The 19,863-nt window shown below is 61.8% G+C and carries 9 protein-coding genes (1 of these 9 only partly in view); 4 read left to right on the top strand and 5 right to left on the bottom strand.

The annotated features are described in order from the left end of the window. The first annotated feature begins 111 nt into the window (after window positions 1–111). Together KBP52_RS00430 and KBP52_RS00425 are read left to right on the top strand one after the other, a co-directional pair. The gene (locus KBP52_RS00430) at window positions 112–1,368 is read left to right on the top strand and encodes an MFS transporter (protein ID WP_212621707.1); all 1,257 of its coding nucleotides are present in this window, start codon (window positions 112–114) and stop codon (window positions 1,366–1,368) included. A gap of 180 nt (window positions 1,369–1,548) precedes the next feature. Next, the gene (locus KBP52_RS00425) at window positions 1,549–2,571 is read left to right on the top strand and encodes an alpha/beta hydrolase (protein ID WP_077572434.1); all 1,023 of its coding nucleotides are present in this window, start codon (window positions 1,549–1,551) and stop codon (window positions 2,569–2,571) included. Window positions 2,572–2,657: 86 nt separating this feature from the next. Here KBP52_RS00425 and ycaC read toward each other — a convergent pair whose 3' ends face one another. Further along, window positions 2,658–3,290, bottom strand: coding sequence for an isochorismate family cysteine hydrolase YcaC (gene ycaC, locus KBP52_RS00420; RefSeq protein ID WP_007915995.1), 633 nt, complete (start codon window positions 3,288–3,290; stop codon window positions 2,658–2,660). 211 nt (window positions 3,291–3,501) lie between these two features. Between ycaC and KBP52_RS00415 the strand changes: the two genes are divergently transcribed. After that, complete coding sequence (locus KBP52_RS00415; RefSeq protein ID WP_212621706.1) at window positions 3,502–5,088, top strand: sensor domain-containing diguanylate cyclase; 1,587 nt, start codon at window positions 3,502–3,504, stop codon at window positions 5,086–5,088. 135 nt (window positions 5,089–5,223) lie between these two features. Further along, window positions 5,224–5,970 (top strand): helix-turn-helix transcriptional regulator, encoded by a 747-nt coding sequence (locus KBP52_RS00410; protein ID WP_077572430.1) that lies wholly within the window; start codon window positions 5,224–5,226, stop codon window positions 5,968–5,970. Between the two features lie 330 nt (window positions 5,971–6,300). On the opposite strand, the gene KBP52_RS00405 is transcribed toward KBP52_RS00410, so the two are convergent. From KBP52_RS00405 to KBP52_RS00390, 4 genes are all read right to left on the bottom strand, one after another. Beyond that, a complete protein-coding gene (locus KBP52_RS00405; protein ID WP_123594341.1) occupies window positions 6,301–6,666 on the bottom strand; it encodes a DUF6124 family protein in 366 nt (121 codons plus the stop codon). A 591-nt stretch (window positions 6,667–7,257) separates the two neighbouring features. Next, the gene (locus tag KBP52_RS00400) at window positions 7,258–9,216 is read right to left on the bottom strand and encodes a MacB family efflux pump subunit (RefSeq protein WP_127928524.1); all 1,959 of its coding nucleotides are present in this window, start codon (window positions 9,214–9,216) and stop codon (window positions 7,258–7,260) included. Between the two features lie 2 nt (window positions 9,217–9,218). After that, window positions 9,219–10,367 (bottom strand): macrolide transporter subunit MacA, encoded by a 1,149-nt coding sequence (gene macA, locus KBP52_RS00395; RefSeq protein ID WP_077572426.1) that lies wholly within the window; start codon window positions 10,365–10,367, stop codon window positions 9,219–9,221. A gap of 66 nt (window positions 10,368–10,433) precedes the next feature. After that, window positions 10,434–19,863, bottom strand: the 3' portion of a protein-coding gene (locus tag KBP52_RS00390; protein ID WP_212621705.1) for a non-ribosomal peptide synthase/polyketide synthase. The gene runs 8,399 nt beyond the window's last position; only the last 9,430 of its 17,829 coding nucleotides appear in the window; its start codon lies beyond the right edge, outside the window; the stop codon is at window positions 10,434–10,436.

Here is a 19,863-nt window from a genome sequence, read left to right as displayed (position 1 = left end):
GTTGTTTCGCAACGACACGGCGGCGGCCTGCAACTTATGTTCGTGGCCGCAGGTCATTAGGCTTGCTGAGGTTGAATCCATCCGCAAACCTCAAATATTGAAGACACTGCCGTGGCCGCTGACCTCGATCGCCGCAACAACCTGTCACTGGACAGCCTGAACTTTTTCCTCGCCGACGTGCGCGACGGTCTCGGCCCCTATCTGGCCATTTACCTGTTGGCGGTGCATCACTGGGAGCCGGCGAGCATTGGCCTGGTGATGACCATCGCCGGGGTCGCCGCGCTGATCACCCAGACGCCGGCCGGCGCCTGGGTCGACAACAGCCGGCGCAAACGAGCGTTGATTGCGATCGCCGCGCTGCTGGTAACCAGCAGTTGCCTGCTGCTGCCGTTCGTGACGTCGTTCACGTGGGTGGCGTTGACGCAAACCCTGAGTGCAATGGCCGCTTCGATATTCGCCCCGGCCATTTGCGCGATTACCCTGGGCATGACCGGGCCACGAGCGTTTACGCGCCGAACCGGGCGCAATGAAACCTTCAATCATGCCGGCAATGCCTGCGCCGCCCTCCTCGCCGGCGTATTCGCGTATCTGTTCGGCCCGGTGGCGGTGTTCTATCTGATGGCGGCCATGGCCCTGGCCAGTGTCATCGCCATTGCCTGCGTGTCGCCAGCCGCCATCGACCATGATCTGGCCCGTGGACTCGATCCGGCCGACGCCGGGCATCGCCAGCCTTCCGGATTGTCGGTGCTGCTGAGCAACCGGCCGCTGTTGCTGTTCGCCATTTGCTGTGCGCTGTTCCACCTCGCCAACGCGGCGATGTTGCCGTTGGTGAGCCAAAAACTTGCGCAAGCCAATTTGCAGATGGCCACCCCGCTGACCTCCGCCTGCATCGTCGCCGCGCAATTGGTGATGGTGCCGGCGGCATTACTGGTCGGGGCGAAAGCCGATCTGTGGGGGCGCAAGCCGCTGCTACTGGCCGGATTTCTGATCCTGCCATTGCGCGGTGTGCTCTATACGCTGTCGGACGATGCTTACTGGCTGGTCGCGGTGCAACTGCTCGACGGTGTCGGCGCCGGTCTGTTTGGCGCCTTGTTTCCAATCATGGTCAAAGACCTTACGCAAGGCACTGGCCACTTCAACGTCAGCCTCGGCGCACTGACAACGGCCTTCGGACTGGGCGCGGCATTGAGCAATGGCCTCGCCGGGTTCGTTGTGCAGGAGGCTGGTTACAGCGCGGCGTTTCTGACCCTGGCCGCTATTGCGGCAGTGGCAGTTGTGTTGCTTGGGGTCGGGGTTCCGGAAACCCAGCGCAGCGGTCATCAGGCTGAAAGCGGATTGGTCGAGGCCAGCACCGAATCCTCTGCGTAATCCATATCCCTTCCCTGCCCTCTCATTGCCGCCATCTCGTGTCTGCGCGGCGTTGAAAATCCAGATTCAGTGGATCAGGCAAGCAATCCAGAGGAATGCACTTCGGCGCCGAGGCGCTGATCGAGAGAATGTTCGGGCACAGGCTCAGACGAATAAACCCTCAATCGCAAGGACATTCCAGTGAAAGGTTTTTGCTTGGCCTTCGGGCTGCTCTTCAGTACTTTTTCAGCCATGGGAGCCGATATGTCGAACGGCGCAGACAACTTCTACACCAGCGATAAAGTGACCGTGGAAAAGGTCACCTTCAAGAACCAGTACGGGATGAAGGTCGCAGGCAATCTGTTCAGCCTGAAAAACCTCGACCCACAGTCAAAAAATGCCGCAATCATCGTCGGCCACCCGATGGGCGCAGTGAAGGAGCAAAGTGCCAATCTCTACGCGACCAAAATGGCCGAACAAGGCTTCGTCACGCTGTCGTTCGACTTGTCCTTCTGGGGCGAGAGCGAGGGCCTGCCACGCCAGTCGGTTGCGCCGGACATTTACGCCGAAGACTTCAGCGCGGCGGTGGACTTTCTCGGCACTCGCCCACTGGTCGATCGCGAGCGTATCGGCGTCATCGGTATTTGCGGCAGCGGCAGCTTCGCCATCAGTGCCGCCAAGATCGACCCACGTTTGAAGGCGATTGCCACTGTCAGCATGTACGACATGGGCGCCGCCAACCGTAACGGCCTCAAGCATTCGCTCACGCCAGCACAACGCCAATCCATCATTGAACAGGCAGCGCAGCAGCGTAACGCGCAGTTCTGGGGCGGCCCGATCCGCTACACCGGCGGCACACCGCTCAAACTCACCGGCAACGCGGTGGGTGACGAGTTCTACGACTTCTACCGCACACCGCGTGGTCAGGTCACGCCAGCCGGCGCTTCACCGCAGACCACGACCATGCCGACGTTGATCAGCAATGTGAAGTTCATGAACTTCTACCCGTTCAATGACATCGAGAGCATCTCCCCGCGTCCGCTGCTGTTCATTGCCGGTGCTCAGGCGCACTCCCGCGAATTCAGTGAAGACGCGTACCAGCGCGCGGCCGAGCCCAAAGAGCTGCTGATCATTCCAGGGGCCGGCCATGTCGACTTGTACGACCGGGTCAATCTGATTCCCTTCGCCAAATTGACCGAGTTCTTCAGCCATAACCTGAAGTAACACCATCGCGGCGCTGCCAGCGCTTTAAAGCGCAGACACGACAAAAGCCTGCTTTCAGGGCAGGCTTTTGTTTGAATCGCGCAGGCTTACTTCTGCTGAGCGGTCAGCGCCGAGTAGCTGTTCATCAGATTGCGGTAGTTGGGGATGCGCTGCGACAGCAGATTACCCAGCCCTTCAATATCGTTGCGCCAGTCGCGGTGCAGTTCACAGGCCACCGAGAACCAGTTCATCATCTGTGCGCCAGCCTGGGTCATGCGGCTCCACGCGGCTTGTTGCACGGTGGTGTTGAAGGTGCCGGAAGCATCGGTCACCACAAACACCTCAAACCCTTCCGCCAGCGCCGACAAGGTCGGGAACGCTACACACACATCAGTCACTACACCGGCAATGATGATCTGCTTGCGGCCGGTGGCCTTGATCGCCTTGACGAAGTCTTCGTTGTCCCAGGCGTTTATCTGACCTGGGCGAGCGATGTACGGCGCGTCCGGGAACATCTCTTTCAGCTCTGGCACCAGCGGGCCGTTCGGGCCTTGTTCGAAACTGGTGGTGAGGATGGTTGGCAGTTCGAAGAACTTGGCCAGATCGGCCAGGGCCAGCACGTTGTTCTTGAATTCGTTGGGCGAGAAGTCCTGCACCAGGGAAATCAGGCCGGTCTGGTGGTCGACCAGCAGCACGATGGCGTCGTCTTTGTTCAGGCGGTTGTAGGTTGGAGTGGTCATGGTGGGCGTCCCTTTTGAGTTTTTGAAGTTGTTGTTGCGTTCAAGTTGGGTACAGATTACTGACGCACAGGGACGGGATAAATCGGCTGAAAAGCGTTTCACCGTCAACTCAAAAAGGACAATTCAACGACGGCGCGCGCTCTGTTCCGAACTTTTTGGCGATCCTTGTCATACTGTTGTGATGCATTACGTATGAGAAAAGGAGATGTTCATGCTCGGACGCCGTCCGCCAGAGCCGAACACCGAAGACCCGGGCAGAGCCGCCTCTGCCCGCAACGCCGTGCGCGCCGGCTCGACATTCCGCCTTACGGTCAGCTTTATGCTGGTGGTGGTACTGGCCTTTTTGACGGTCGAGAGCTGGCGCACCTGGCGCGACTATCGCGCTGCATTCGCCTCCGCGCGCGATTCGGTGACCAACCTGGCCCGCGCCACTGCACAGCATGCCGAAGACACCATTCGGCAAATGGATGTGCTGACCGCCGCCCTGAGTGAACGTATCGAAGGCGATGGCCTGCAGAACCTCGACGTGCCGCGTATTCACAAACTGCTGGTGCAGCAATCGAAAATCATGCCGCAGCTGCATGGCTTGTTCATCTACGGCGCGGATGGGCAGTGGATCGTCACCGACAAGGAAGTCACGCCCGAGACCGCCAACAACGCCGATCGCGATTACTTTCAATACCACCGCAGCCATGATGATCGGCAGGTGCGCATCGGTGATGTGGTGGAAAGCCGATCGACCCATGACCTGATCATTCCCGTCTCCCGTCGTCTGAACAATCCCGACGGCTCGTTCGCCGGGGTGCTGCTGGGCACGGTCAAGGTCAGCTACTTTGTCGACTATTACGGCGACTTCAGAATCGATGACAAAGGCGCACTGGTGCTGGCCAGACGCGACGGTACCATCCTCGTACGCCGGCCGTTCATCGCCTCGGTGATCGGCAAAAGCCTGGCCAACAGCGAGATTTTCAAGGTCTACCTGCCCAACGCCAACGCCGGCATTGCGCAAGTCCGCGCGGTGGTCGACGACACTGAGCGGTTGTATGGCTATCGCGCGCTCACCACCTATCCGCTGGTGGTCGAGGCCGGGCTTTCACGGGATTCGATCATCGAACCGTGGCAGCAGGATTTACTGAAAAACGGCTTCGTGCTGGTGTTTCTGATTTTGGTGCTCAGCGGTTTCGGCCTGGTCGTGCTGCACCAGTTGCGCCAGCGCATGGCCATGGAGCGGGAAATTCGCTACGCGCACCAGACCATGCGTGACATGGCGCTGACTGACAGCCTCACCGGACTGGGCAACCGCCGACGTCTGGACAATGCGCTGGCGGACGAAATCCGTCTGGCGCGGCGACAAGGTTCGGCGCTGTCATTGATCATGCTCGATGTCGACCACTTCAAACGCTACAACGACCAGTATGGCCATGCGGCGGGCGATGATTGCCTGAGCGCTGTCGGGCAGGCGATCCAGCAAGCGGTCAAACGACCGAGCGACCTCGCGGTGCGCTACGGCGGCGAAGAGTTCACCGTGCTGCTGCCCAACACCGACAATGCCGGCGCCATTCAAGTTACCGAAGACATACTGCAGGCCATCCGTGCACTGAAACTGGAGCACGCCGGGCATCCATTGGGCTATGTCACCGCCAGCGCCGGGATTACCACTTGGCATCCAGTCGATGACACGGTAACCCCAGCGACCCTGTTGAAAGCAGCCGATACCTGCCTGTATCAAGCCAAGCAGCAAGGCCGCAACCGCTGGTGCTCACAGGGCAAGCAACCCGACATCGCGGTTATGAGCTAATAACACCTTCATTAAACCGTCGCTCAAACGTTGTACTAGGATAGGATCCAAGTCTGCGGTATTTCGTCGACCAAGGAGATCGTCGACAGTGCTGCAGACGTTTTTGAATTAACGCTTCTCAGGGATGACACGCATATGAACTCACACTTGTTCCCCCACATCGGCAAGGTCATTGCCAGCACAGGCAGCCGGCACTTTCCGCGCATGCTGCATGACCTGATCCTGACGCAACTGGCGGTAGACGCCACGCACATCCGGCAGATGCGTGTCGAACCGCTGGGCCGCGCGTCGAGCCGCAGCGAGCCGGAGCCGCTAAAAGAGCCGGCCCTGCTCGCCGAAACGGTGTTTTCCGAACACAGTGCAGCGGCCCACCATTTACAGAATCCGCCGGCCGCGACCAGCGCGGACGCCTCGCAACTGCACCTGACCCGGCGCAAGGACGGCTACCGCTACGTGATTTCGGTGTATCGCAACGACGAGTCGCAGCGCTTTTCCGCGCAGGAACGCAGCCTGTTGCAGGACATCTCCCCGGTGCTGCTGCCGATGGTGGAAAAACACATCAACGCCCTGCAACCGGCCACTCCTGATCCGCAGACCACGTCCGAAGCAGCCGAAGGCAACGGCCTGGAAACCTTGCGCCTGCGCTTTGACGAGCGTCTGGAGCAACTGGGGCTGAGTCTATCGAACCGCGAAACCGAAGTGTGTGTCGGCCTGCTCGCCGGCCGCACGGCGCCGGAACTGGCGGAACAATTGGCGTTGAAGGTCAACACCGTCGAGAGCTATCTGAAACGTGCGGCGATCAAGTTGGGGATCAGCGGGCGGCATTCGTTGATGCGCTGGATGTATTCGCCGTTGGAGGCGTTGGCGTCGAGTGCGGCTTGATACACCGGGATTAGTGAAGGCTTGGCTTTTTTGGTTGTGTCAGTGAGATTCCCCCCCTCACCCCAGCCCTCTCCCCCCACGGGGGGCGAGGGGGAAAGGGAGCCGATCTTGGTTGGGTTCGAGCCTGGGTTTGGCTTGGGAGCCGATCTTTGTGCTTTTCAAAACCAGAGTTCGACGTGGTATTTCAGGTCGGCGTACCTCGAAAGAACACCGCGGTCAGTCCCCTCTCCCTCTGGGAGAGGGTTAGGGTGAGGGCAATCCCGCGACGTGCTCCAATGCCTGATTCACCGGCAATTCCCCAGCATCACCACTCGCGCGACAGTTTCGCAATTAGTTGGGCAAGCGCTGATTGTCGAGGACGCGACTCACCACCAATTCACTCAACATGATCACCTGCTGCAGGATCAGCATTTTCTTGCGGTGAGGGCTGTCGACCGAGTCAGCAAGGTCGCGGGCCATGTCACTGGCCGAGGACAGCGATTCGTAGGCTTCAACGAGCAGGGTTTCGTCGTCAACGGAGGGGTCGATCAGGTAGATCTTGCCGGTTTTGCGGGTGGGTTTTGAGGTTTTGAGCGCGGAAGGGTTTAAGTAGAAATTGATCGCCCGTTCTGTGGCCTCTTTGATGTTTTGAGGTTCGAGCGCGGCGTCGTAGGGGATCGGATCGGTATCTGGTGGGTTGGGTGTGGCTTTGAACATAGATAAAGTCTCGTATCGAAATTAACCGGAGCCATCACTTTCGCTACCAAACGAAGGTGGCGGCCATGCGCGGGTTGGTAGACCGGTCGATACGGAAACCCGGCGCTCATGAATGAGCCCCACGCATGTCCACCATATAAAACGCAGCCGCAAAAAGAGACTGCATAAGGTGGCGCCATACGGCGGTACCGAAGCGGGCTACCAAACCCGATCACTGATTTGCAGTGACAGGCGAACGATATATCCCGACCCATAGCCGCGTAAGCCGGCGGATTCTGGCGTACGCGTAGGTAACGACGCAAGGTGTTGTAGGCGGTATGACGTAACGGGTCGTGTAATTTAAACGGGCAATCGACGTTGTGTTTATTGATGGAAAAACTGGATGGTGGTGGTTCGAGGTTTTGCGGTGTGTCAGTGGGATCTACCCCCTCACCCCAGCCCTCTCCCCCAAGGGGCGAGGGGGAAAGGGAGCCGATCTTTGTGCTTTTCAAAACCTGAGTTCGACTCGGTAGTTCACGTCGGTGCATCTTCAACAAACACCGCGGTCAGTCCCCTCTCCCTCTGGGAGAGGGCTAGGGTGAGGGTCAGCCCTTAATCCCGCGCCAACGCCTCGATCGGATCAAGCCGCGAAGCATTCCGCGCCGGCACAAAGCCAAACACAATCCCGATCAACGTCGAACACACCACCGCCGTCAGCACCGACGCCAGTGAAAACACCATCTCCCATTCCTTGATAAACACCGAAAACAGATGCCCGATGGCATACGACAGGGAAATCCCGATCGCCCCGCCCAACAAACACACCATCACCGCCTCCACCAGAAACTGCTGACGAATGTCCGACTGCCGCGCGCCCACCGCCATGCGAATACCGATCTCCCGTGTACGCTCGGTCACCGACACCAGCATGATGTTCATCACGCCGATACCGCCCACCACCAACGAAATCACCGCAATCAGCGACAGCAGCAGCGCCAGCGAGCGGCTGGTTTTCTGCACGGTCTGCAAGACGCTGTCGAGGTTGTTGGTGAAGAAATCCTTGGTGCCGTGGCGTTGCAGCAGCAGTTGGGTGACGTGCTCTTCCACCACTTTGCTCGGCTGGCCGTCCTTCATGCGCACGCTGATGCTGTCCAGATAACGCTGACCCAACACCCGCCCGGCGGCGGTTTCGTAAGGCACCCAGACGTTGAGAGTCTTGCCCGAGGCGAACAGGCTTTTATCCTGTGCGGCCACACCGATCACCGTGCACGGCAGGTTGCCGATCAGGATCACTTGGCCCAACGGATCGACGTCTTGCCCGAACAGGCGCTGCCGGGTGTTGTGATCGATGACCACCACTTGCGCCTGGCGCCGTGCATCGCTTTCGCTGAACGGAATTCCCGCGGCCATCTTGATCCCGCGCACTTTGAAGTACTGGTCGCTGACGCCGTTGACCTGCGCATCCAGGTCGATATTGCGGTAGCGCAGCAACAGGCTGCGGCCGATCATCGGCGTGGCACTGTCGACGTAATACAACTGATTCAGCGCGGTGACATCGGCCGGTGTCAGGGTTTCGATGGCGGCGGCACGTTTGTCGCCGTAACTGCTGCCGGGATAGACATCGATGGTGTTGCTGCCAATCGCGGCGATGTCCTTGAGCACATAGTTCTTCGCGCCCTCCCCAACCGCCGAGATCGACACCACCGAGGTGATGCCAATGACGATGCCGAGCATAGTCAGCAAGGTGCGCATGCGATGGGAGATCAACGCCACCCACGCCATGGCGAACGCCTCTTTGAACAACCCGAGACTGGCAACAAGACGTCGAGAGGCGGTGGCTTTCGGTGCCACCGGTTCATCGCTGAGCAGGTGCGTGGTGTCGCGTTCGTTGGCGCGGTCGCTGAGGATTTCGCCGTCGCTGACTTCAATGATGCGCTCGGCGTTGGCCGCGACTTTCGGGTCATGGGTGACCAGAATCACCGTATGCCCCGCCGCGTGCAACTCCAGGAGGATGCGCATCACCTCCTTGCCGCTGGCCGTGTCGAGGGCGCCCGTCGGCTCGTCGGCGAGAATCACCTCGCCGCCGTTCATCAAGGCCCGGGCGATACTCACCCGCTGCTGCTGACCGCCAGAGAGCTGGCTCGGCCGATGCGTCAAATGCCCTTCCAGACCCAGCCGCGCCAACAATTCGCGGGCGCGGGCATGACGCTGAAGCTGCGGCGTGCCGGCGTAAATCGCCGGCATCTCGACGTTGTGCATCGCGCTCAAATGCGGCAGCAAGTGATAACGCTGGAAGATGAAGCCGAAGTAGTCACGACGCAGTTCGGCCAGGGCCTGATTGTCCAGGTCGCGGGTTTCCTGGCCGTTGATTTTGTAGCTGCCGGCAGTGGCGTAATCGAGGCAACCGAGGATGTTCATCAGCGTCGATTTGCCCGAGCCCGAGGCGCCAATGATCGCGACCATTTCCCCGGCGTTGATTGTCAGGTTAATGTTTTTCAGCGCCAGAAATTCGCGGTCGCCGGCAGTGAAACTGCGGGTGATGCCGGTGAGCTGTAGCAGTGGCTCAGTCATGCTCAGGCCCCCGCCACATTCGTCAGCGGATCACCGATGACCACGCGATCACCTTCAGCCAGACCGCCATTGATCTGCACTTTGACGTTGTTGTTGATCCCGGTCTGCACATTGCGCGACTGCGCGTGGCCCTTGGCGTCGAGCACGCGCACGGGGAAGCTGCCATCGGCATTGCGCGGGCCGAGCGCCGCCACCGGCACGGTCAGCACTGCCTTGGCGGTGTCGAGGATAATGCGCACCTGCGCGGTCATCGAAATGCGCAAACGATGGTCGGGGTTCGGCACCTCGAACAAGGCGTTGTAGAACACCGCGCTGCTTTGCTTCGGCGTACCGGCGGGCGGCGTTTCAAGAAAATTCTGTGGCGCCGGGTCGGTGCCGCGCAATTTCGCGTAGTAGCGTTTGTCCTCGCCAAGAATGGTGAAATACACCTCTTGCCCCGGCGCGATATGAATCACATCCGCTTCGGATACCTGCGCCTTGACCGTCATGGTGTCCAGATCCGCCAGTTTCAGCAGGACCGGCGCCAGTTGGCTGGCGATCACCGTCTGACCTTCCTGAGTGACCACGCCGACCACGTCGCCATCAATCGGCGCAACAATCCGCGTGTACGCCAGATTGACCTTGGCCGTGTCGATCTGGATGTGCGCGCTTTTGATCTGCGCGTCCAGCGACATCAGATTGGCCTGTTGTACCTGATAGTTCGACTCGGCGTTTTCGAAATCCTGGCGCGAGATCGACGCGTCGTCCTGCAAGTTCTTATAGCGCTCGTAAATCGCTTTGGTCTGCCTCAGTTGAGCCTGAGTGGCGCGTTTTTGCGCTTGCAGGTTTTCCTCATCGACCTGGGCCTGACGCAGGGTGTTCTGCAATACCAACGGGTCGATTTCCGCCAGCCACTGGCCCTTCTTCACCTTGTCGCCGACCTTGACCTTGAGCGACTTCAATTGCCCGGACACTTGCGCGCCGACGTCCACTTGCTTGATGCCTTCGAGCAACCCGGTGGCGAGCACCGCGTTTTCGATGTCACTGCGTTCAACCGGCGCGGTCAGGTATTGCGGCGCCTCGGCCGGTGCCTGCACCGCGTAGAACGCCAATCCCGCCACTGCCACCAACGCCAAACCCATACCGACTTTGCGCAACTTCGACTTTTCCATAAATAACCACAAGTCCGTTCAGGGGTGAGCCCGGCCAGCGGCCGGGCTCTGGTAGATAAACAACAATCAGGACAGCACTTGCCCGGCCGGCACTTTCAGGCCGTCATGCCACCACGCCGCGAGACTGAAGACGTTGGGCGCCTTGAGAATCGTGAAGTGGTTGCCCGGCCCGTACCACACCGCCAGATCCGCAACCTGGCGCTGCCAGCCTTCAACCATCGCCGCTTGCTCGCGCTGATTGCCCCACGCATCCAGCGTCGGGTCATCGACCAGCGCCAACCGCACCGGGCCGGTGTAGGCCAGTGACGGTTGATAGACCGTGCGCAAAGCTGTGGCGAAGGTGCGGACCGGGCCGTACATCGCATCGGGCGCGGCGCGCTCCGACAGCACACCGGCGTGCACCATCCCGGCATGCAGCAAGCGCATTTGCGTGGCGTCATCAGCGTCGGCAAACACCTGCGGATCGATCTCCAGGGACTTGCCACTGGACAGTTGCAGGGTGTCGATCAAACGTTCCAGCGCCGCCGTACCGGTGTACGGCTTGCCTGCCGTGCCGTTGCCGCCCGGCGCTTCGCTGTCGATCAACGTCAACGATGCCACCTCGCGCCCGGTCGCTTGCAGCTGCGCCGCCATGGCATGCGCCACCCAACCGCCGAAGGAATGGCCGATCAAATGCACCGGGCCTTTTGGGTAAGCCTGCGCGATCGCCTGCAGATAAAACGCGGCAGCGGCCTCGACCTGACTGTGCGGCACACTGCTGCCGTCCAGCCCGCGCGGTTGCAGGCCGATGATCGGCCACTCCGGGCCGATCGCTTCGGTCAGATGAATGAACCCGGTGACGCTGTCACCTGCCCCCGGCACGCAGAAAATCGGTGCATGCCCCAGGTGCCCGCTCTGGATCGTCAGCAGCGGCTGATACACCGCCGTGGCGGGCGCGATTACCGCCTCAAGTGCCTGAGTGATGGCCTGCCCCAACGCCTGAATATGCGGATTTTTCATCATGCTGCGGTGATCGCCGGGGATATCGATGCACTGCAACAGACGACTGTCGAAGCGCTCCTCCCAACCGCGTGTCGGGCTTGGCACAGACTGCCCGTCCATCAACGCCTGCGCGCGGAACAGATGAATCGTCTGGCTCGCCGGGCTGACCCGGTAATGCGCCAAGGCCAGGCGATGCGCCGCCTCGCGATCGAAGTAATGCCAGGCATCGGCCGCGCTGACCGTGGCCAGTTCCGGATCGGTCAGTTGCTGCACCTGGCAACGCTGGAACAGCGCGTGGAAATCCAACTGCTCCATTTCGGCTTCCAGAGCCTCGACCGACGCCAACGCGGCGGCGCCATCGGCACCGAGCATCAGCGCACGCCCCCGGCAATGCCCGAGCAACTGGCGCTTGTCGAGATCCTTGCCGCTCCACATCGCCTTGTCCTGGGCCAGTGAGTTGGGCGCGTAACTGTCGAGCATACCGATGAACTCCACCGGTTGATCCTGGCCAAGCAATTGTTGAGCGACCTCATGGGCCAGCACCCCGCCGAACGACCAGCCCGCCAGACGATACGGCCCGTGTGGCTGCACCGCACGGATGATCCCGGCCATCCGCGTGGCCATGCATTCGATTGTGCGCAACTGTGGCTGACCCAGCGGCACGCCGGGCAGGCCATAAATCGCAAACTCGCCGCCAATGTGCTGCGCCAGCGTCGGGAAATACACGTCGCGGCCGCTGAATTCATGCACCAGGAACAGCGGCGTACCGGTATTCCCGGCTCGCACCACGACCAGCCCTTCCGGCAGTCCGGCCATTTCATCCTGAGCGAGCAACGCTGCCGCCGACTCGATGCTCGGGTGCTGGAACAATTCGGCCAGTGACACCTGCAATCCGCCGCGTTGCAGCAGATTGACCAGCCGCACCGCGAGCAACGAATGCCCGCCCAACTCGAAGAAGTTGTCGTGACGACCGACCTGCTCGACGTTGAGCACTTCGGCCCAGATACGCGCCATCGCGGTTTCCACTTCGCCTTGCGGCGCCACATATGGACGGTTGATTACCGCGTCTGCGCCCGGCTCCGGCAAGGCCTTGCGATCGACCTTGTCGTTGGGGGTCAGCGGCAATGCGTCGAGTAGCACATAGGCGCCGGGCACCATGTACTCCGGCAAACGCTCCAGCACATGGGCACGCAAGACCTCCAGGTTTGGCGTTTCGATCCCTGCACGCAACGTGTACCAGGCCACCAGACGTTCATCGCGCACCATCACCACCGCTTCGCGAATGGCCGGATGTTCGATCAGCCGCGCTTCGATTTCACCCGGCTCCAGACGCAAGCCGCGCAGCTTGATCTGGAAGTCGTTGCGCCCGAGGAATTCCAGATCACCGTCGTTGTTGTAGCGCGCCAGATCGCCGGTGCGGTACAGCCGATCACCGGCCACGAACGGGCTGTCGATGAAACGCTCGGCCTGCATCTCCGGCAATCGGTGATAACCGCGCGCCACACCCACGCCGCCAATGTGCAACTGGCCGCTGACACCCTGCGGCACCGGTTGATCGTAAGCATCGAGCACGTACAAGCGCGTGTTGCTCAGCGCCTGGCCGATCGGCACCGTGTTGTGTGGCACCGGCTGATCCGGTTCAAGCGTCCAGCCGGTGCTGTCGACCGTGGTTTCGGTCGGGCCGTAAACGTTGTGCAAACGCACCCACGGCAGGCGATCGCGTACCTGCCGCGCCAGCGCGGCAGTGAGTTCGCCGCCACCATTGAGTACATCGGTGAGGCTGGTGCACTGGCTGACATCGGCCTGCTCAATGAAATCCTGCAGCAGCGCCGGTACGAACTTGACCACCGACACTTGGTGCTCGCGAATCGCTTGCACCACATACGCCGAATCGCGGTTGCCATCGGGCCGTGCCAGCACCAGACGCAGGCCGGAACACAGCGGCCAGAAAATCTCCCACACCGAACTGTCGAAGCTGAACGGGGCCTTTTGCAGCAACGCACCATGCTCGGTTGGCGCACTGATCTGCGAGCCCCAATGCACCATGTTGCAGGCGCTGCGATGTTCGATCATCACGCCTTTCGGCAGGCCGGTGGAGCCGGAGGTGTAGATCATGTAGGCCAGGTTCGACTCGCCCAGGCCGGGCACCTGCGGATCATGATCAGGCAACTGTTGCCAATGACCTTGATCGAGGTCGATCAAGGTCATTGCAGGCGCGGCGAACAGCGAACGCGTCGCTGCTTGCACCAACACCGCGACCGGCGCGCTGTCCTCGAGCATGTAGGCCAGACGTTCCGCCGGATACCCCGGATCCAGCGGCACATACGCCCCGCCCGCTTTGAGAATGCCGAGCAGACCGACCACCAGATCCAGCCCGCGCTCGACGCAAATCGCCACGCGTGAATCCGGCTGCACGCCCTGTTCGCGCAAGTGATGAGCCAGTTGATTGGCCCGCGCATTGAGTTCCCGATAGGAAAGCCGACCAGCTTCGGACTGCACGGCGATGGCCTCGGGCTTAATCCGCACCTGCGCTTCAAACAAGCAGTGCAACGGCTGTTCGAGTGGGCAATCGACTTCGCTGGCGTTGAAGTCGTGCAACAGGCGCTGACGTTCGTCCTGCGCCAGCAACGGCACCTGCTCCAGCAGCGTTTGTTCATCACTGACCAACGCCGCCAGCAAGCGCTGGAAGTAACCGACAAAACGCCGCACCGTCGACTCATCGAACAACCCCGTGGCATAACGCAGCGAACCACGAACGCCATCGGCGCTGTCGCCGAGACTCAGCGACAGGTCGAACTTCACAAAGTGGCTTTCCCCCGCCACGCCTTCCAGCGTCAGGTCGCCGAGTTGCAGGCTCGGGCCGTCATTGTTGTCCCAGCTCAGCAGAGTCTGGAACAACGCACTGTGAGCCAGACTGCGCAGCGGTTTACTGATGTCCACCACGTGCTCGAACGGCAGATCCTGATGCGCTTGCGCCGCCAGGGTTTGCGCCTTGACCCGCGCCAGCAACGCTTCGCCGCTGAGGGCGCCAGAGGTGTCGATGCGCAGGGCCAGGGTGTTGACGAACATGCCGATCAAGCCTTCGATCTCGGCGCGGGTGCGGTTGGCCACCGGCGAGCCGATGACCACGTCGGTCTGCCCGGACAAGCGACTGAGCAACATCGCCCAGGCGCTGAGGATCACCATGTACGGCGTCACCGCGCGACGTTGGCACAGCGCTTTCAGTCCGCGACTCAGCGGCGCGCCCAGCACCACATCGACATGGCTGCCGGCGAAGTCCTGTTGCGCCGGACGCGGGCGATCGGTCGGCAGCGTCAGTAACGCCGGAGCACCGGCCAGGGTCTGCTGCCAGTAATCGCTCTGCCGTTGCAGCACCTCACCACTGAGCCAGCGGCGTTGCCACACCGCGTAATCGCTGTACTGCAGCGCCAGCGCGGGCAGCGGGTCTTGCTGGTCATGACTGAAGGCTTGATACAGCGCCGCCAACTCGCGGGTCAGCACACCCATCGACCAGCCATCGGAGATGATGTGGTGCAGCGTCAGCAACAGCACATGGTGATCGTCGGCCAGACGCACCAGCCGCCCGCGAATCAGCGAATCGCGAGCAAGATTGAACGGTGCGCTGGCTTGCTCTTCGATCAGCCCACGCAAGGCGTTATCGGCCTGCGGGTGCTGGCGCAAATCTTCAACCTGCAGCAACAGCGCGGCCGCGGCCGGCACGATCAGCACCTGCGCCTGATCGTCGATCTGGGTGAAGCGGCTGCGCAGGGTTTCGTGGCGCTCGACAATGCGCGCGAGTGCCCGTTGCAGCGCGTCTTCATCCAGCCGCCCGCGCAGACGCAGGCCCAGCGGAATGTTGTACGCCGTGTTGCCGCCGTCCATTTGCGCCAGGAACCACAGGCGCTGTTGCGCAAACGACAGCGGCAGGGCTTGCTCACGCGCTGCCGGGACAATCTCCGGCAACGTGCTGCGCGCGGCCCGGCTCAACACCTGCGCCACTGCAGCCAGTTCAGGATTGGCGAACAGTTCGGCCAGTGTCAGCTCGACGTCCAGTTGTTGGCGAACCTGCGACAGCATGCGCATCGCCAGCAACGAATGCCCGCCTAGCTCGAAGAAATTATCGTGTCGTCCCACCTGCTCGACCTGCAACAACCCGGCCCAGATGCGCGCCAGGTTTTCCTCCAGCGCGGTGACCGGCGCCACATAGACCCGGCTGAGCATGGCGGCCTGGGTCGGTGCCGGCAGCGCCTTGCGGTCGATCTTGCCGTTGTTGTTCAGCGGCAACGCTTCCAGTTGCACCCAGGCCGTCGGCACCATGTATTCCGGCAAGCGCGTCGACAGTTGGGCGTGCAGTTCCACGCTATCGAGTTGTCCCTCGTGCGCGGTGAAATAGGCGACCAGACGCGTGGCGTCCTGAGCGTCGCGGCGCGCCAGCACCACGGCTTCCTTGATCCCCGCGCAGTTGAGCAAACGGCTTTCGATCTCACCCAGTTCGATGCGGAAGCCACGGATTTTCACCTGATCGTCGTTGCGCCCGACGCAATCGAGTTGCCCCGGCGCCAGCCAGCGCGCGAGGTCGCCGGTGCGATACAGCAACGCGCCGGGTTTATCGCTGAATGGATCACGGATGAATTTCTCGGCGGTCAGATCGGCTCGGTTCAGATAACCCAGCGCCACGCCCTGGCCGCCGATATACAGCTCACCGGTTACGCCCATCGGCACTGGTTGCTGATGCGCATCGAGCACATAGACCTGAGTGTTGGAAATCGGTCCACCGATCGGCACGCTCTCGGCATTTTCCGCCACCTCCCGCACTTCGAACGTCGTGGCGTAGGTGGTGGTTTCGGTCGGGCCATAGCAATGCACGATGCGCAGCTCCGGCGCCTCGGCCAGCAGCGTACGGAACGCCGCCGGATCACCGCGCTCGCCACCACAAAGCAGAATGCGCAGGCCTTTGAGCGCTTGCGGGATGAGTTGCACGTACTGGTTGAACAGCGCCGTGGTGACGAACAGGATCGTCGCGCCACTGGCGCTTAACTCACGACCGAAGGCCTGCGGATCCAGCAGGGTCTGATGATCGATGATCACCACGCGACCACCGTTGAGCAGCGGCCCCCAGATGTCCATGGTGCTGGCGTCGAATGCCGGGTTCGAGGCGAACACCACGCGATCCTGCGCATTGAAATCGGCATAACCGTTATTGAGCAGCAAGCGGCCGATGCCACGGTGCGGCACCATCACCCCCTTCGGCGTGCCAGTGGAGCCGGAGGTGTACATGATGTACGCCAGCGACTCGGAAGACTGCACCAGGTTAGGGTTATGCGTGGGTTGATCGCTGAGGGTCAGCCTGTCCAGATCGATACGCGGCGCGGCGTAATCGATGACTTCGCCGCTCAGGGTCAACAGCGCGGCCGCCCGACAGTCCTCGACCATGAACGCCTGACGCTCGCTCGGTGCATGGATGTCCAGCGGCACATAGGCCGCCGCGCACTTGGCAATCGCCAGTTGCGCCACCAGCAGTTCCAGCGAGCGTGGCAGCAGGATCGCCACGTGATCCCCCGGTTGCACGCCTTGGCCGATCAGGTGATGAGCCAGGCGATTGGCCTGCGCGTTCAGTTCGAAATAACTCAGCGATTGCGCGCCATGTACGGCCGCCACAGCCTTTGGATGCGCCGCCGCTTGTTGCTGGAAAACCCCGTGCACGGTCAAGGTCTGCGGGAAATCACGCGCGGTGGCGTTGAACTCGACGAGCAAGCGCTGACGTTCCTCCGCCGCCAGTAACGGCACATGTTCGAGCACCGCGCGATCATCGCCGACCATCGCCTCCAACAGCCGTTGGAAGTAACCGACAAAGCGGTGGATGGTCGATTCGTCGAACAGCGCCGTGGCGTAGTTCAGCGAACCGCGAATCACACCGTTGACCTCGCCCAGGGTCAGCGTCAGGTCGAACTTGGCGACCTCGACCGCGCCGGCCACCGCTTCCAGTGTCAGCTCGCCCAGCGCCAGTTGCGGCCCGCCGTGACTGTCCCAGCTCAGCGTGGTCTGGAACAGCGGGCTGTGCGCCAGGCTGCGCGACGGTCGGGTGATTTCCACCACTTGCTCGAACGGCAAGTCCTGATGCGCCTGCGCCTCCAGTGTCCGTGCCTTGACCCGTGCCAGCAGTGTTTCGACACTCGGCTCGCCCGAGGTATCGATGCGCAGCGCCAGGGTGTTGACGAACATGCCGATCAACCCTTCGACTTCAGCGCGGGTGCGGTTGGCCACCGGCGAGCCGATCACCACATCGGCCTGCCCGGACAGACGACTCATCAGCAATGCCCAGGCACTCGTCAGGGTCATGAACAGGGTCACGCCATGCCGCTGGCTCAGGGCTTTGAGTGCGGCGCTCAGGTGTTGGTCCAGCACCACTTCGAGGTTGCTGCCAGCATAATCCTGATGCGCCGGACGCGGACGATCGGTGGGCAGCGTCAACAGCGCTGGAGCACCGTCGAGGGTTTGTTGCCAATAATCACTTTGCCGTTGCAGCACGTCACCGCTGAGCCAGCGTCGTTGCCACACCGCATAGTCGCCGTATTGCAGCGTCAGCGCCGGCAGCGGATCGGGCTGGCGCTGGCTGAACGCCTGATACAACGCCATCAATTCGCGGGTCAGCACGCCCATCGACCAACCGTCGGCGATGATGTGGTGTACGGTCAGCAACAGCACATGGTGATCGTCGGCCAGACGCAGCAACTGTCCGCGAATCAACGGGTCGTTCTGCAGATCAAACGCCGTCGAGGCTTCCTGCGTCATCAACCTCTGCAAGGTGTCCTCGGCCTGTGGCTGTTGGCACAGATCTTCAACACGCAGCAGCAAGCCGCTGTCGACCGGCGCAATCGTCACCTGCGCAGTGTCATCGCGACTGATGAAGCGGATGCGCAGGGTTTCGTGGCGGGCCACGATGCGCGCCAGCGCCGCTTGCAGCGCATCGATGTCGAGTCGACCGCGCAGGCGCAGGGCGATGGGGATGTTGTACGCCGAGTTGCCGCCCGCCATTTGCGCGAGGAACCACAGGCGTTGCTGGGCGAAGGACAAGGTGCCGTCACGCGTTACCGGCACAATCGACGGCTGGGTGCTGCGCTCGGCACCCGCCAGGCACTCAGCGACCGCCGCCAGTTCGGCATTGGCGAACAGATCCGCCAACGCCAGCTCCAGCCCCAACCGTTGCCGGACCTGCGCAACCATGCGCATCGCCAGCAACGAATGCCCGCCGAGTTCGAAGAAATGATCATGGCGCCCTACCCGTTCGACCTGCAGCACCTCGGCCCAGATCTGCGCCAGGGTGGTTTCGGTCTCGCCCTGCGGCGTGGCGTAGTCGCGGGTGAACAGCGCGCTCAGCTCCGGTTTCGGCAACGCTTTGCGGTCGACTTTGCCGTTGGCCGTCAGCGGTAAGGCATCGAGCCGGACAAAAGCCGCCGGCAGCATGTACTCCGGCAGTTGCCCCAGCAGATGCGTACGCAGCTCGCCGACGTTCAGCGCCTCGCCTTGCGCGGTTTCGGTGAAATACGCCACCAGTCGCGGCTGGCCGGGCTGATCTTCACGGGCCAGCAGCACGGCTTCCTGAATGCCTGGCAAGCGATTGAGGCAGGTCTCGATTTCACCGAGTTCGATGCGCACGCCACGGATTTTCACCTGATCGTCATTGCGCCCCAGGTATTCCAGCGTGCCGTCCTCGCGCCAGCGCGCAAGGTCACCGGTGCGGTACATCCGCGCGTTTGGCAAAGGGCTGAACGGGTCGCGCAGAAAGCGCTCGGCGGTCATTTGCGGGCGATTCAAGTAGCCACGGGCGACGCCGGCACCGCCAACGTACAACTCGCCCATCACTCCCAGTGGTACCGGACGCTGCTGCTCATCGAGCAGGTAGACGCTGGCATTGCTCAGCGGCTTGCCGATGTGCAGCACTTGCCCGGCCTCGATCAATCCGGAGGTGGCAACCACCGTGGCCTCCGTCGGGCCGTAGTTGTTGATCACCTTGAAGGACTGGTTGCGGTTGAACTGGCGCAGCCGGTCACCGCCGATCAACAGGGTTTTCAGGGTTGGATGCGCCGGCTCCTGGCTGAAGGCGTACTCGGCCACCGGGGTTGGCAGGAAGCTGACGTCCAGCGGCTGTGCGCGCCACCAGTCGAGCAGTGCATCGATGTCTTCGTTGCCATCGTGGGCCGGCGCCAGATGCAGGGTCGCGCCGACGCACAACGCCGGCCAGACTTCCCAGGCCATGGCGTCGAAACCGAAGCCGGCGAGGCTTGAAGTGTGGCTGCCGGCGCGCAGATCGAACGCCGCACAGTGCCAGTCGAGCAGATTGCTCAGGGTGCGGTGCTCGACCATCACGCCTTTGGGCTGCCCGGTGGAGCCAGAGGTGTAGATCACATACGCCAAGTGTTGCGGCGTCAGCGCCGGCACTGACGGAATATCGACTCTGGCGCTCGGCCACTGACGCAAATCGAGATCGATCACCGGCACTTGCAGCACCGGCAGG

Source organism: Pseudomonas sp. SCA2728.1_7, from assembly GCF_018138145.1.
GTDB classification, from domain to species: Bacteria; Pseudomonadota; Gammaproteobacteria; order Pseudomonadales; family Pseudomonadaceae; genus Aquipseudomonas; species Aquipseudomonas koreensis_A.
The sequence above is the reverse complement of the archived record's forward strand: the minus strand, read 5'-3'. Positions and strand labels throughout refer to the sequence as shown.